The sequence below is a fragment of the Nocardia sp. 852002-20019_SCH5090214 genome (assembly GCF_001665865.1).
In the GTDB taxonomy this organism is placed as follows: domain Bacteria; phylum Actinomycetota; class Actinomycetes; order Mycobacteriales; family Mycobacteriaceae; genus Nocardia; species Nocardia nova.
Window position 1 is genome coordinate 10,975 of the sequence record NZ_LZMK01000193.1, and the last position, 12,953, is coordinate 23,927.

A 12,953-nucleotide genomic window follows, 5' to 3' on the forward strand; every position below is an offset into this window, starting at 1 on the left:
CAGACGTCGCCCGGATCGACGTAGTCATAGAAGGCCTTCGCGCCCCGAGGGTCGACCGGATGCAGCCGTGCGATTTCTCCTCGATCGGACCGCCTCTCGGGGATGATGGTGTTGGGTGTGGTGGATTGCATCCATCGCTTCACCGACCGGCCAGTGCACGGTTCGGATTCGACAGGAGCGGATATGGCCGACGGCTCCGGCTCAGACAGCGGCTTCGGACGATCAACGGCCGGACTCGAATCCGGCGCGGTGGCCGCCTTCGTAGCCGCGTGGGAATCGGCTGACCCGGCCCCGGCCATCAGCGATTACCTGCCCGACGCGGAGACCTTGCGCTTGGCCGCGTTGATCGAACTGATCCGCGTCGACCTGCGCCAGCGCTGGCTGCGCCGGCCCGCGCTCACGCCGTCCGGCGGACCCGAGCCGCCCCGCAAGCGGCTGCGGGACTACTGCGCGGAATTCGCCGAGCTGTCGCCAGACCGCGTTCCGGCCAGCCTGGTCTATGAGGAGTTCGTGATCCGCCGGCACAGCGGCGAGCGGGTCGATCCGCGCGAATATCTGCGCGAATATCCCGCGCAAGCGCCCGAGCTGAGTGAGTTGCTCAATACCGACGACCAGGATCAGAGCACTCAACGCGCCGGTGCGGACCCGACTGCCGTCGCCTCGACCATGGTCTCCCCCGAAGGCGCCCGCACCACGGGCGACCTGTCCGCCGAACAGGAGACGACGGGATCGCAGGTCGCCCGGCTGGACAGCATCCGGGTAGGCGATTGCATCGATGATTTCGATCTGCTCACCGGGCTGGGTAGCGGAGCCTTCGCGCGGGTGTTCCTGGCCCGGCAGCGCTCGTTGCAGCGGCTGGTGGCGGTGAAGATCTCCGCCGACCGCGGCACCGAACCGCAGACGCTGGCCCAGCTCGACCACGACTACATCGTCCGGGTCTTCGACCAGCGGCTGCTGGGCGAACCGGACCCGCACGGCGATTCCCGCAGCCGCCGACTGCGGCTGCTGTACATGCAGTTTCTACCCGGTGGCACCCTGCTGGGTGTGTTGCGCCGGGTCCGGTCCACCCCTGCCGACCAGCGCAGCGGCCGGTTGCTGCTGGCCGCGGTCGACGCCGCGATGGAGGAGAAGGGTGAGATCCGGCCGACCGATTCCAGCGTGCGCGCCGAGATCGCGGCGCTGTCGTGGCCGGAAACCGTGGCCTGGCTGGGCCGCCGGCTCGCCGAGGCGCTGGCCTACGCCGACGAGCACGGCGTACTGCATCGCGACGTCAAACCGGCGAATGTGCTGCTCACCGCGGAGGCGGTGCCGAAACTCGCCGATTTCAACATCAGTTTCAGCCGCGAGGTGGCCGGCGCCAATCCGGTGGCGTACTTCGGTGGGTCGCTGTCGTACATGTCGCCGGAACAGTTGGAGGCCTGCCATCCCGGCTACCGCCGTTCCGCCGACGATCTGGATACCCGTTCCGACATCTACTCGCTGGGTGTGGTGCTGTGGGAGCTGCTGACCGGTGCCAAGCCGTTCGACGACAGCACCGCGGGTGAGCGCAACGACTCCGCCGCACTGGGGGCGATGCTCGCACGTCGTCGTGCTGGTGTGGATTCGGCTGCGCTGCAACGGGTTCCGCCCGATTGTCCAGCGGCACTGTGCAGGGTGTTGCTGACCTGCCTGGCGCCCACGCGTGACAAGCGGTGGTCCAACGGCAACGAACTGGCACAGCAGTTCGAACTGTGCCTGGACGCGCGGGCCCGCGAACTGGTGGATCCGGCACCCACCAGCTGGCGTTTCCGGGCGCGGAGGTGGATGGTACCGCTGGTGCTGCTGGCCTATGGCACCCCGAATGTGCTTGCGGCCGTGTACAACACGGTGCACAACAAAACCCTGATCATCGACCGGATGAGTGTGCCCGCCCAACAGACATGGTGGATTTTCACCAGCACGGTGAACGCGGTCTTCTTCCCGGTGGGCATCGTGACCGTGATGTACTTGTCGCGCTATCTACTCACCGTTCCGCGCGGTATGCGGCGCGGACGCGAATATGACTCCCGGATACTCGCCCGAGCCAGATCCGATGCCCTGCTGTTCGGTGATCGGTGTGTGGTGGTGGCGTTCTCGCTCTGGAGCCTGTCGGCGATTCTGTTCCCGCTAGTGCTGCACTTCGCGACCCACGAGCTCACCGGACAGGAGATGGTGCACTTCGTGGGCGGTCTGCTGGTGTGCGGCGCGATGGCGGTGGCATATCCGTTCTTCCTGGTGACGTTCTACATGGTCCGCTGCGTCTACCCGCTGTTTCTCCGGCACGGCGACATCAGCCCCGAGGATGCGGTGCACCTGCGCCGGCTCGATCGCCGCTGCAACGGATATCTCGCGGTGGCGGCGTCGGTGCCACTGCTGGCGGTGGCCGGGGTGACATTTCTGCCGCTGAGCGATACTCCGAAGATTATCGTCGCGGTGCGGGTGTTGTGCGTGGGGTCCATCGTCGCCTTCGTGGTCGCCTATGTGCTGTTCCGGGCGCTCGAGGCCGATCTGCGCGCACTGGAGCGTGTGGTGGATCCCGAACATCAGGAGGCTGCCGGTCGGCTATGAGTTTCACGGATATCGGATCGGACCGCGGTGATCCCGCGGTGGCACGTTTCGCCGCGGAGTGGGCGAAGCCCGCCTGGTTTCATGAACGAACACGACACACAGGACGACGACACACCACGTGAGGCAAGTTACGGAGATGAGTGTGAGTGCTCGCCCAGGGGAGTACATCACCACAAAGACCAGCGCAGTCAAGAAGACCACGGTCCCCGGAAGAGCTACCCAGGTATTGAACTCTCGTAACCAGACCGCGTCGTCCACGTGGTGACGTGCGTGTTCCTCCGCCTCTAGTTCAGCGTCGGTTGCGTCTTCCTTGCCCGCCCGGCCGGTATCGACGCGAATCCCGGCAAGCATGTCAGCGATGGCTTGCTCGATGGTTTCCTTGCCGTGCACGCCCGCCGGCCAGTCATTGTGCACCTGGACCAGCGTCGCAAGGTTTTCGTACCACGGTTTGCGCGCATTTGCTCGCGCGACATACGCGCTGACGAACACGCCGAGAAAGACGAGGAGGGCCCCGATGAGCGGCACCCAGTCCACGAAGGTCGAGCCGCGTGGTTGCGGGTCGGCCGCGGCGAGCCACATCAGCATGACGTGAATCTTCCCAGCCCGCAGGGTGTTTCGCTACCGGACAGGCAGCTGTGGGTGCTCCCGAGACCTAGGGGCATCCGAAGGTCGCAGAGGGAAACACCGACCATGCTTGGTCGCCGTCAAGAGGCAGGAGGCCCGCGTAGCTGTTCCCTGGCGACGCTCTTCCCGGCGTGCGGCTGTCTCGGTCGGCACACAGTTCGCGCAACTAGTTGTCGCCCGTTCTGTCTCATCACATTTTCGAAGCACGTGCCCTCTGCGCCCTGAACAGCAGCTCATCCATCCGGTGAAGAGAGTTCGTTTCACTCACAGATATCCGGGTATCGGATGTTTCGAGCCACCGCTGATCGCAGCCGGTCGCCGGATCGGTGCGAGGTGAGCGAAAGTGAGGAGATTGCTGTGATCACTCTCGGGGTTGTCCTTCTGGTTCTCGGTTTCCTGCTCGGGATTCCGATCCTGTGGACGTTGGGCATCATCGCGCTGGTCGTGGGGGCCGTGCTGGCTCTGATGGGAGCGCTGGGGCGCCCGGTGGCCGGCCGCGCGCACTACTTCTAGCGCGCTCGGCCGCCGCGGACTACGCGCGGTAGCGGTGTGACCACGCGACCGCCCCGGAAACGCTTTCCGGGGCGGTTTCGCATGTACCGCGCGGACTCACCGAAGCAGCAGAGTTCGGTGGCGGGGGTCCGTTATGCCAGCAGGATGTGCTGGCGGACGTCGATGTAGCCGTCGCGGAACAGGTCTGCGCAGCCGGTGAGGTAGCGGACGTAGCGGTCGTAGACGGTGGGGGAGGTCAGGGCGATGGCTTCGGAGCGATGGTCGCGGAGGGCCTGGGCCCAGAGGTCGAGGGTGTGGGCGTAGTGCGGTTGCAGGGATTGGACGTCGTGGAGGGTGAAGCCGGCCCGTTCGGCGTATTCGCCGATCCACTGGGGCTGCGGGAGTTGACCGCCGGGGAAGATCTCGTCGATGACGAACTTGCTGAATGCCAGATATTCGTGGGTGACGGGGATGCCCATCTCACGCAGTTGGTGGCGGTGGAAGCCGATGATGGTGTGCAGCATCATGCGGCCGTCCGGGGGCAGCAGGTCGTGGCAGCGGTCGAAGAACGCGTCGTAGCGTTCGCGCCGGAAGTGTTCGAAGGCTCCGATCGAGACGATCCGGTCGACCGGCTGGTCGAATTCCTCCCAGCCGCGCAGGTGCACCTCACCGGTGCCGGGCGGTAGGCCGTCCAGCAGGTCGCGCACGTGCTCGTACTGGTTGCGGCTCAGTGTCAGGCCGATCACGCGCACGCCGTATTTCTCGACGGCGCGCATCATGGTGGAGCCCCAGCCGCAGCCGATGTCCAGCAGCGTCATACCCGGATGCAGATCGCATTTGCCGAGCGACAGGTCGATCTTGGCGAGCTGTGCCTGTTCCAGGGTGAGGTCCGGTTCGCGGAAATACGCGCAACTGTAGGTGCGCGTGGGATCCAGGAAGAGAGCGAAGAAATCGTCGGACAGGTCGTAGTGGGCCTGCACGTCGGCGTAGAACGGTGACAGATCGGTCATGGTGACCTCTGGTGGTCGGTTTCGGGAACGTTCTGCCTCTGAAACGAGATACCCCGGCGGTGGGTTCGCCCCGCCCGCCGCACCATGCGCGCTCGACCAGTATGCGCCTCTCGCTGCGGTGGGGTGGCGCGATCGGCGGATCGGCCGAGCCCGGCGAAGCCGTCAATCGGCCCGGCGTGCCGTCCCGCTCTCCCAGGCGCGGCTGCGCAGCAGGCGCAGACCGTTGAGGCCGACGATGACGGTGGAACCCTCGTGACCGGCGACGCCCAGCGGTAGCGGAAGGTGGCCGACGAGATCCCAGGTGATCAGGACGGCGATGAAGGTCGCGGCGATGATCAGGTTGGCGACCACGACGCGGCGCGCGCGACGGGACAGGGCGATGACCGCGGGGACGGTGGTCAGGTCGTCGCGGATGACGACTGCGTCCGCGGTGTGCAGGGTGAGGTCGGATCCGTTGCCGCCCATGGCGATTCCGGCGTGGGCGGCGGCGAGCGCGGGCGCGTCGTTGATACCGTCGCCCACGGCGGTGACGCGGTCGCCCGCGGCTTCCAGTTCCGCGATCGCGGCGACCTTACCTTCCGGCAGCAGGTCGGCCCGGATGTCGGTGAGTCCGAGGCGGGCGCCGAGCTGTCGGGCGGCGGCGAGATTGTCGCCGGTGAGCAGAACCGGTGCGGCTCCGGTGATTTCGGTGAGAGCGTCGACGGAATCGGCTGCTTCGGGGCGCGTCTGATCGGTGATGCCGAGAACCGCGATCGTTCGGCGCTCCCGCCGCACGAGCACAGCGGTGTGCCCCGCGTTCTGTATCTCGGCGACGACTGCCGCGGCAGCGGCGTCGGCCGAATCCAGAAGCGCAGCAGGCGATCCCACCTCGATGCGGTGGCCGTCCACCGTGGCGGTGACCCCGCGTCCGGGCTGCGCGCTGAAGTCCTCGACGGACGGCAGCGTGAGTCCGCGCTCGCGACCGGCCCGGACGACCGCGGTGGCCAGCGGATGCTCGCTGGAATATTCCGCACCAGCGGCCCAGCGCAAGACCTCCTCCGCCGTGCCCGGGCAATCGGGCAGCACACGGATGTCGGTGAGTTCGGGCACGCCGCGGGTGAGCGTGCCGGTCTTGTCGAAGGCCACGCGGGTGGTGCTGCCCAGCCGTTCCATCACGACCGCCGATTTCACGAGGACGCCGTGCCGGCCGGCATTGGCGATCGCGGCGAGCAGGGGCGGCATGGTGGACAGCACCACCGCGCACGGCGAGGCGACGATCATGAACGTCATGGCGCGAAGCAGCGAATCCCGCAGCGCCGCACCGAAGAACAGTGGCACGGCGAAGACCGCGAGCGTCACCGCGACCATGCCCACCGAATAACGCTGCTCGATCTTCTCGATGAACAGCTGCGCCCGCGCCTTCGTCCGGCCGGCCTGTTCGACCAGGGCGGCGATCCGGGCCACGACGGAGTCCTCGGCGCGGCGACCGACCCGCACCCGCAGGACACCGGTGCCGTTCGAGGTGCCGGCGAACACGTCGTCACCGGGCGATTTGTCGACCGGCATGGGCTCACCGGTGATGGTCGCCTGATCGACTTCGCTCGCGCCCGCGACGACCGTGCCGTCGGCCGCGATGCGATCGCCGGGGCGGACCAGGATCACATCGCCCACCGCGAGATCGGCTGCCCTGACGATCGTTTCGACACCGTCGTCGATTCGGGTGGCGGTGTCGGGTGCCAGATCGAGCAGTCCGCGCACCGAATCCTCGGTGCGCGCGGTCGCGAACGCCTCCAGCGCGCCCGAGGTGGCGAAGATGACGATCAGCAGCGCGCCGTCGGTGACCTGCCCGATCGCGGCGGCGCCGATCGCGGCCACCACCATCAGCAGATCGACGTCCAGCGTCCTTTCGCGCAGGGCGCGCACTCCGGCCAGGGCGGGTTCCCAGCCGCCGGTGAGGTAGCAGGCCAGATAGAGCGACCACCACACCTCGGGGGGTGTGTGCAGGATCCGGGCCACCGAGCCGATCGCGAAGAGCAGGAGAGCCGCTGCGGCCCAACGGATTTCGGGAAGTGCGAACAGTCGGGTCCGCCGCGCGGGTATCGCCGTGAGCGCGGCGGGACGCGTGGCGGCCGGTGCTGACACGAAAAACCTCCGAGGATCGGGAGCGGGCAACCTGAGAATAACAGAACACGTGAAGAGGTCTTCATGTATACCTGGTCCGCTAAACTTCACCGTTATGGGACATGGCGTCGAGGGCCGCGATCGGCCGATCGCCCGGCTGGACAGTGAGTCCGCCGCGCATGTGGCGACCACCCTGCAAGCCCTGGCGACGCCGAGCCGGCTGCTGATCCTCAGTGAATTGCGCCAGGGGTCGCGGCCCGTCTCCGAACTCGCCGAGGCGGTGGGGATGGAGCAGTCCGCCGTCTCTCATCAGCTCCGCCTGCTGCGCAACCTCGGGCTCGTCACCGGAACCCGCGCCGGGCGCAGCATCGTCTACAGCCTGTACGACACGCACGTCGCACAGCTGCTCGACGAGGCGGTGTATCACAGCGAGCACCTGCGTCTCGGCCTGTCCGATCGACCGCGAACGGCCGGCTGAGAACGTCTTTTCGGCGGCGTGATCCGGTGTATTCGCCGGCTTTCCTTGTCTGCGCCTGTCGATTTCGGCGCTTCGACGGTCTCGCTCGCGCGGATTGGGTCGATCCTGCGATCTCCCCGTCGGGCCTGCTCTCCCAGCGCCGTCGCGCGGTAATTCTCAACGGTTGACAACGCTTCCGCGCTAGCGCACACTGCTCTTATTAGAGAGCGCTGCTCTCAAGCTAGCGAGAGGGCAGTCATGCAGGAACTGTGGAAGTGGGCCAATCTGACCGTCGCGTTCGCCGCGGAGGTGGGCGCGCTGGTGGTGCTGGGACTGTGGGGCTGGCGCGTCGGCGACAACACCGTGGTAAAAGTCGTTCTGGCGCTGGGCATCCCGTTGGCCGCCGCGGTGGTGTGGGGAATGTTCGCGGCGCCGAAGGCGAGTTTCGATATTCCGCTGCTCGCGGTGATCACCAAGATCGTGGTGTTCGGAGGCGCCGCGGCCGCGCTGTGGGGGCTGGGGCACCGGGTGGCCGCGGTCGTTTTCGCGGGCATCGTGATCGCGAATCTGCTGGCGATCAAACTGGGCCACCTGAATTCGTAGCGCGCCGACCCGGAATCCGGGCCGGCGCGTACGGTCACGGCACGACTTCGAAGACGTCGCCCGGATTGACGTAGTCGTAGAAGGCCTTGGCGCCTTCGGGCGTCATCCGGATGCAGCCGTGGGACTGCTCCTCGATCGGTCCGATGTGGGTGGCGATATCGCCGTTGAAGAAGACGGCCCAACGCATTTCGGCGTTGTGCATGGTGCTCCAGTGGTACGGCTCCTTGAACGCGACGTGGAAGGTGCCGGGCGGTGTCTCATACCCGGGCCGCCCGTGCGAGATGGGGGTCGGGCCGTAGACCACGCGGCCGTTGTCCATCAGCCAGCCCTCGTTGGTCGACAGCCGCAGGCACGCGCGCGCCGCGGCCGAACAAGGAGCCGAGATCTGGCCCGGCGGGGAGGGCACGAGTTGCGGAATGCCGGGGATGTCGGGGCCGCCGGGCCACACCGGGTCGGCGCCCGCGGGCACCGTGACAGCGAATCCGGCGGCCGCGATCGCCGTCGCGGCCGCCGCTCGGATCGTCCATCGGGTGATGCTCGTGCAGTTCATATGCGTCCGACCTCTCTACCCGGCCCGCTGTCCGGCCGGGCCGGGCGGCGGGCGCATTCGTCGACAAGCTGGGACGGCACCGTATGCGACCGATGTGTGCTCGATCACAGTGCATAGTTGATCATTGTGACCTGCCGAGCGCGCAGATGGTACGGAAGAATCCGCGTTGTTATCACAAATCGGGCAGGCCGAGTTCCAGGTTGGGTGCGGCGATACCGCCGTCGATCTCCAGAATCTTGCCGGTGAGATAGCTGCCCGCGGGCGAGCAGAGGTAGACGATGCCGGCCGCGATATCGGTCGGATCACCCAGCCGATGCAGCGGCGTATCCGCCTCCATCTTCGCCTTGACCTCGGGATTCTGTGCCACGACCTCGAGTGCGGAGGTCAGCACCGATCCGACCGCGATGGCGTTGACCCGGATCCGCGGCGACAGATCCGCGGCGGCCAGCCGGGTCCAGTGCGCGAGCGCCGCCTTGGCCGTGCCGTAGGCGAGGAAGCCGCGCCCGGGCGCCCGGCCCATCATCGAGGAGATGTTGACCACCGAGCCGCCCTCGCCGGCGAGCATGTGCGGAACCGCCGCGCGGGTGAGGGCGTGCGCGGTGGAGACGTTGAAGCGGAAGGCCTCTTCGAGGAATTCCGGCGAGGTGGTCATGAAGGTGTTCGGCATGGTGCCGCCGACATTGTTGACCACGATGTCGATGCGGCCGAACTCGGTGGCGGCGGCGTCGGCCAGTGCCGTCACGGCGTCGAGGTCCGACAGATCGCAGGCCACGGCGAGGGCGCGCCGGCCCGTCGCGCGGATCTGCTCGGCGACCGCGTCCAGTTGTGACTGGGTGCGCGCGGCGATCGCCACATCGGCGCCCGCCTCGGCCAGGGCGAGGGCGGTGGCGGCGCCGATACCGCGGCCGGCGCCGGTGACGACGGCGACCCGGCCGTCGAGTCGGAATTTGTCCAGGATCATCGCTAGTCCTCTCGTTGGGTGTCCTCGCAGTGTTAAGAATTAGTTCTTAACTGTCAAGGACTAGTGCTCAATTCGCTGGTAGGACGTATCGTACTCAGGGTGGAAGCAGTAAGTGCCCGGGAGCGGTTGATGATGGCGGGGGAACGGTTGATCGCCGAGCGGGGATATCTGGTCCCGCTGCGCGATATCGCCGCCGCGGCCGGGCAGCGCAACAACTCGGCGATCCCCTATCACTTCGGCTCGCGCGACGGACTCGTCGAGGCCGTGGTGGAGCAGCGGCTGGCGACCCTGGAGGTGCGCCGGCTGGAGTTGCTGGCGCAGCGGCCGACCGCGACCGGCGACGATGTGCACACGCTGCTCGACGCGCTGGTCATCCCCATGTTCGAACTGGGAGCGCGGAACGAGAGTTCCTATTACGCAAGGTTTCTCGAACAGATCCGCACCCATCCGGCGGTGTCGGACGCGGCCAATCTGGACAGCGCCGAACGGACCTCGGTGCGGGTGATCGTGGGTGGGCTGGACCGCGCGCTCTCGGACCTGCCGCCGCGCCTGCGGCATCGCCGGCTGCGCAGTCTCACCACGGTGCTGTTCGCGCTGCTGGCCGACCACGAACGGGCCGTCGAGGCGGGCCGGATCGCCGCCGACGACCGCGAGGCCTGGGACCAGGTCATCGACATGCTCGCCGGTTCCCTCACCGCGCCGGTCACGACGCGGGCCCGGTGAATATGTGACGATCGGGCCATGCACAGCGACGCGATCGGATTCGCCGCTCCGATACCGGTATTGCGGATCTACGACGTCGGCCTGGCCTACGAGTTCTACCTGGACTTCCTGGGTTTCACCGTGGACTGGGAGCATCGGTTCGGCGCGAATTTCCCGCTGTACGCGCAGGTTTCGCGCGCGGCGGCCCGGCTGCATCTCAGTGAGCATCACGGCGACGGCACGCCGGGATCGGTGGTGTGGATCGCTGTGGACGATATCGACGCCTGGCAATCCGAGTTGGCCGCGGCGGAATACCGGTACGCCAAACCCGGGCGCCCGGACGACGGCCCCGGCGGCCGGGGTTTCGCCGTGACCGACCCGTTCGGCAACATCCTGCGATTCGCCCAACCGGCCTGAACCGACATCCGGCGGTGGGGCGACGGCTGGCGGCTCACCCGTGCCGCCGATTACCGTGAACACTGTGGATATCGCGCGCGAGCTGCCCGGCGAACGGTCGGTGCCGCGCACCGGATGGCGCACTCAGGGCGGGCCGCTGCTGGCGGCCGGTGCGGTGGTCGCCGCGGCTACGGTGCTGCACTTCCGCGATCCGCACAGCCAGGGGGCGTACGGGATCTGTCCGTTCTATGCGCTGACCGGATGGTGGTGCCCGGGATGCGGTGGATTGCGTGCTGTGCACAATCTCACCGAAGGCCGGGTGCTCGACGCGCTGCACAGCAATGTCTTCGTGCTTCCGCTGCTGCTCACCCTCGCATTGTGGTGGGGACGGTGGGCCCTGGGCCGCTGGCACGGCAGAGCCGACACCGCCTTTCCCTTTACCCTTCGTGGCCAGGCGCAATGGTGGTTGATCGGGCTGCTCGTGGTGTTCACCGTCGCCCGCAACACCCCCTGGGGTACCTGGTTGGCCCCGGTCTAGGCGGGCATGCTGGAAGTATGACCCAGGAAATCGCTGATTCACTGAAGGCTCGGGTGCGCGAGAAGATGCTGCGCCAATTGAACGAGGACGGCGCGCCGGACCCCGAGCAGGACGACCCGCGCCAGATCGCGATCGAGAAGGACCTCGAGGCCATCGAGTCCGTTCCCGACGGCGATCCGCTGATCGAGGAATTGGCCGCCCGCTACCTGGTGCCGTGAATCGGATCGCGCTGGATCAGAGGGTGCACGGCGCCGCGCCGTGCGCCGCCTCGGTCAAACCCGGCCGGGTCTCCGGCAGAGGCGACCACTGTCCGCCCGCATACGTGTAGTTCCACGCAGCGCCGTCTCGAACCAATCGACGCAGCGCCTCGAGCAGTCGATCGACATCCGCGACCGACGTGCCCAGGCCGACGCTTGCGCGCACCGCGCCGTCGACGCCCAGCCGCTGCAACAGTGGATGAGCGCAGAATCGCCCGTCGCGGACGCCGATGCCGAATTCGGCCGACAGATACGCCGCGACGCGGCCGGGCTCGAACCCGTCGACGGTGAACGCCACGATGCCCACACTGTCGGCGCTGTCGGAGAAGATTCGCAATTGCCGCACTCCCGCAACGGTTTCCAGTCCGTCGCGCAGGCGGCGAATCAGGTGGTGTTCGTGCTCGACCACGGCTTGTTCGTCGAGGGCGCTCAACGTTTCGCAGGCCGCCGCGACGGCCGCCGCGCCCAAGACGTTCGGTGATCCCGCCTCGTGCCGCTGCGGTGCGGGCGCCCAGTGCGCCTGTTCGGTGGTGACGGCGGTGACCGCTCCGCCGCCCGCCAGATATGGCGGGGCCGCGTCCAGCCAGTCCCGCCGACCCACCAGCACACCGGCGCCGAAGGGCGCGTACAGCTTGTGCCCGGAGAAGGCCAGATAGTCGATGCCGGTTCCGCCGGATTCCGCGAACGCCTGCAGGTCGATTCGGCGGTGCGGGGCCAGCTGCGCTGCATCGACCAGGATGCGGGCGCCGTGGCGATGGGCGAGTGCGGTCGGTTCCGCCAGCGGCAGCACCTCGCCGGTCACATTCGACGCCCCCGTAATCGCAAGCAGCGCAGCCGGTTCGGCGCACAGCTCGGCCTCGATCCGGTGCAGCGTCTCCGCGATCGTCTCGGCGGCGGGGACCACCCGGCGGCCGCGGCGCGTCCAGGGCAGGAAGTTCGCGTGGTGCTCGATATCGAGCACCACGGTGTCGCCGGGAACGCAGCAGGCCAGCAGATTCAAGGAGTCGGTGGTGTTGCGGGTGAACACCACGACCTGGTCGTCGGCGCAGTTCACCGCCCGGGCGACCGAAACCCGTGCCGCCTCGTAGCAGTCGGTGCTGATGCGGGAGGCGTATCCGGCGCCGCGGTGCACGCTGGCGTAAGAGGGGAGCAGCTCGTTCACACGGTCGGTGACCTGGGCCAGGGCGGGCGCGCTGGCGGCGTAGTCGAAGTTCGCGTAGGTACGGAAACCGCCCTGTACCAACGGAACTCGTAGATCGCACCCGGAGACGCGCGCGATCGGTTCACCGGTGCGGCAGGAACGGGTGGCATTGCCGGCGCAGTCCGGCGCCGAGCAGGTGCAGGCGGCGCCGGAGCGGGAGGCGCAGCCTCGGTGAGAGCAAACCTGTTCCGGGACAACCGTTTCGGCGGTGGCGGCGGCAATTGTCGAGACAGCAGTACGCATCGGGACGATCCCTTTGTTCAGGGACTCCGGATGTGGAGGGTGATCGGAGTCCGCGCTTGCCGTGCTCGATCGAGCAGCGGCCAGGTCGTCACCCGGAGCACCCCACCGCGGAGGAGGGTTGCCGACCAGCTAGCCGGGGCTTGACGCTGGTACTCGTGACCTGAGCCGAGATTGGCAGAATTCGCCGGGCATTGTCAAGCGCCGGCATCCGGCGAGAAGGTGCGCCGCGCCGC

Annotated in this window: 14 protein-coding genes and 1 riboswitch; of the genes, 8 read left to right on the plus strand and 6 right to left on the minus strand. The window is 67.6% G+C overall.

Annotated features, from left to right (window positions below; all coding sequences use genetic code 11):
- Positions 1-183 precede the first annotated feature (183 nt).
- Positions 184-2,586 carry a serine/threonine-protein kinase gene (locus tag A5780_RS15475; RefSeq protein ID WP_064908784.1) on the plus strand — a complete coding sequence of 801 codons (2,403 nt, stop codon included), beginning with the start codon at positions 184-186 and terminating at the stop codon, positions 2,584-2,586.
- Positions 2,587-2,589: 3 nt separating this feature from the next.
- Here the strand turns inward: A5780_RS15475 and A5780_RS15480 are convergent, their stop codons facing one another.
- Positions 2,590-3,171, minus strand: a complete 582-nt coding sequence (locus tag A5780_RS15480) for a hypothetical protein (protein WP_064902441.1) — start codon at positions 3,169-3,171, stop codon at positions 2,590-2,592.
- A 396-nt stretch (positions 3,172-3,567) separates the two neighbouring features.
- On the opposite strand from A5780_RS15480, the gene A5780_RS40990 reads away from it, so the two are divergent.
- Entirely contained in the window at positions 3,568-3,723 is a 156-nt protein-coding gene (locus tag A5780_RS40990) for a DUF6131 family protein (RefSeq protein WP_167356738.1), read from the plus strand.
- A 131-nt stretch (positions 3,724-3,854) separates the two neighbouring features.
- Here the strand turns inward: A5780_RS40990 and A5780_RS15490 are convergent, their stop codons facing one another.
- The gene (locus tag A5780_RS15490) at positions 3,855-4,712 is read right to left on the minus strand and encodes a cyclopropane mycolic acid synthase family methyltransferase (RefSeq protein ID WP_063026266.1); all 858 of its coding nucleotides are present in this window, start codon (positions 4,710-4,712) and stop codon (positions 3,855-3,857) included.
- A gap of 162 nt (positions 4,713-4,874) precedes the next feature.
- Positions 4,875-6,833: a heavy metal translocating P-type ATPase gene (locus tag A5780_RS15495; protein WP_146102165.1), complete on the minus strand. Its 1,959-nt coding sequence runs from the start codon at positions 6,831-6,833 to the stop codon at positions 4,875-4,877.
- Positions 6,834-6,927: 94 nt separating this feature from the next.
- On the opposite strand from A5780_RS15495, the gene A5780_RS15500 reads away from it, so the two are divergent.
- Positions 6,928-7,290, plus strand: coding sequence for a metalloregulator ArsR/SmtB family transcription factor (locus tag A5780_RS15500; RefSeq protein WP_039775672.1), 363 nt, complete (start codon positions 6,928-6,930; stop codon positions 7,288-7,290).
- Between the two features lie 237 nt (positions 7,291-7,527).
- A complete protein-coding gene (locus A5780_RS15505; protein ID WP_030517376.1) occupies positions 7,528-7,872 on the plus strand; it encodes a YrdB family protein in 345 nt (114 codons plus the stop codon).
- A 34-nt stretch (positions 7,873-7,906) separates the two neighbouring features.
- Here the strand turns inward: A5780_RS15505 and A5780_RS15510 are convergent, their stop codons facing one another.
- On the minus strand, positions 7,907-8,422 hold the full coding sequence (locus A5780_RS15510) for a L,D-transpeptidase (RefSeq protein ID WP_051041826.1): 516 nt from the start codon (positions 8,420-8,422) through the stop codon (positions 7,907-7,909).
- A gap of 172 nt (positions 8,423-8,594) precedes the next feature.
- Positions 8,595-9,383 (minus strand): SDR family oxidoreductase, encoded by a 789-nt coding sequence (locus A5780_RS15515; protein WP_063010161.1) that lies wholly within the window; start codon positions 9,381-9,383, stop codon positions 8,595-8,597.
- A gap of 99 nt (positions 9,384-9,482) precedes the next feature.
- Here A5780_RS15515 and A5780_RS15520 point away from each other — a divergent pair, with 99 nt between their 5' ends.
- The 4 genes from A5780_RS15520 (at position 9,483) to A5780_RS15535 (ending at position 11,237) form a co-directional block, all read left to right on the plus strand.
- Positions 9,483-10,106, plus strand: a complete 624-nt coding sequence (locus A5780_RS15520) for a TetR/AcrR family transcriptional regulator (protein WP_156769511.1) — start codon at positions 9,483-9,485, stop codon at positions 10,104-10,106.
- A gap of 18 nt (positions 10,107-10,124) precedes the next feature.
- Positions 10,125-10,502, plus strand: coding sequence for a glyoxalase superfamily protein (locus A5780_RS15525; RefSeq protein WP_082976491.1), 378 nt, complete (start codon positions 10,125-10,127; stop codon positions 10,500-10,502).
- A 64-nt stretch (positions 10,503-10,566) separates the two neighbouring features.
- On the plus strand, positions 10,567-11,019 hold the full coding sequence (locus tag A5780_RS15530; RefSeq protein ID WP_082856673.1) for a DUF2752 domain-containing protein: 453 nt from the start codon (positions 10,567-10,569) through the stop codon (positions 11,017-11,019).
- Positions 11,020-11,048: 29 nt separating this feature from the next.
- A complete protein-coding gene (locus A5780_RS15535) occupies positions 11,049-11,237 on the plus strand; it encodes a hypothetical protein (RefSeq protein ID WP_030517370.1) in 189 nt (62 codons plus the stop codon).
- A gap of 16 nt (positions 11,238-11,253) precedes the next feature.
- Here the strand turns inward: A5780_RS15535 and A5780_RS15540 are convergent, their stop codons facing one another.
- Complete coding sequence (locus A5780_RS15540) at positions 11,254-12,720, minus strand: aminotransferase class V-fold PLP-dependent enzyme (RefSeq protein ID WP_082976500.1); 1,467 nt, start codon at positions 12,718-12,720, stop codon at positions 11,254-11,256.
- 47 nt (positions 12,721-12,767) lie between these two features.
- A riboswitch (SAM riboswitch) is annotated at positions 12,768-12,881 on the minus strand.
- Positions 12,882-12,953 lie beyond the last annotated feature (72 nt).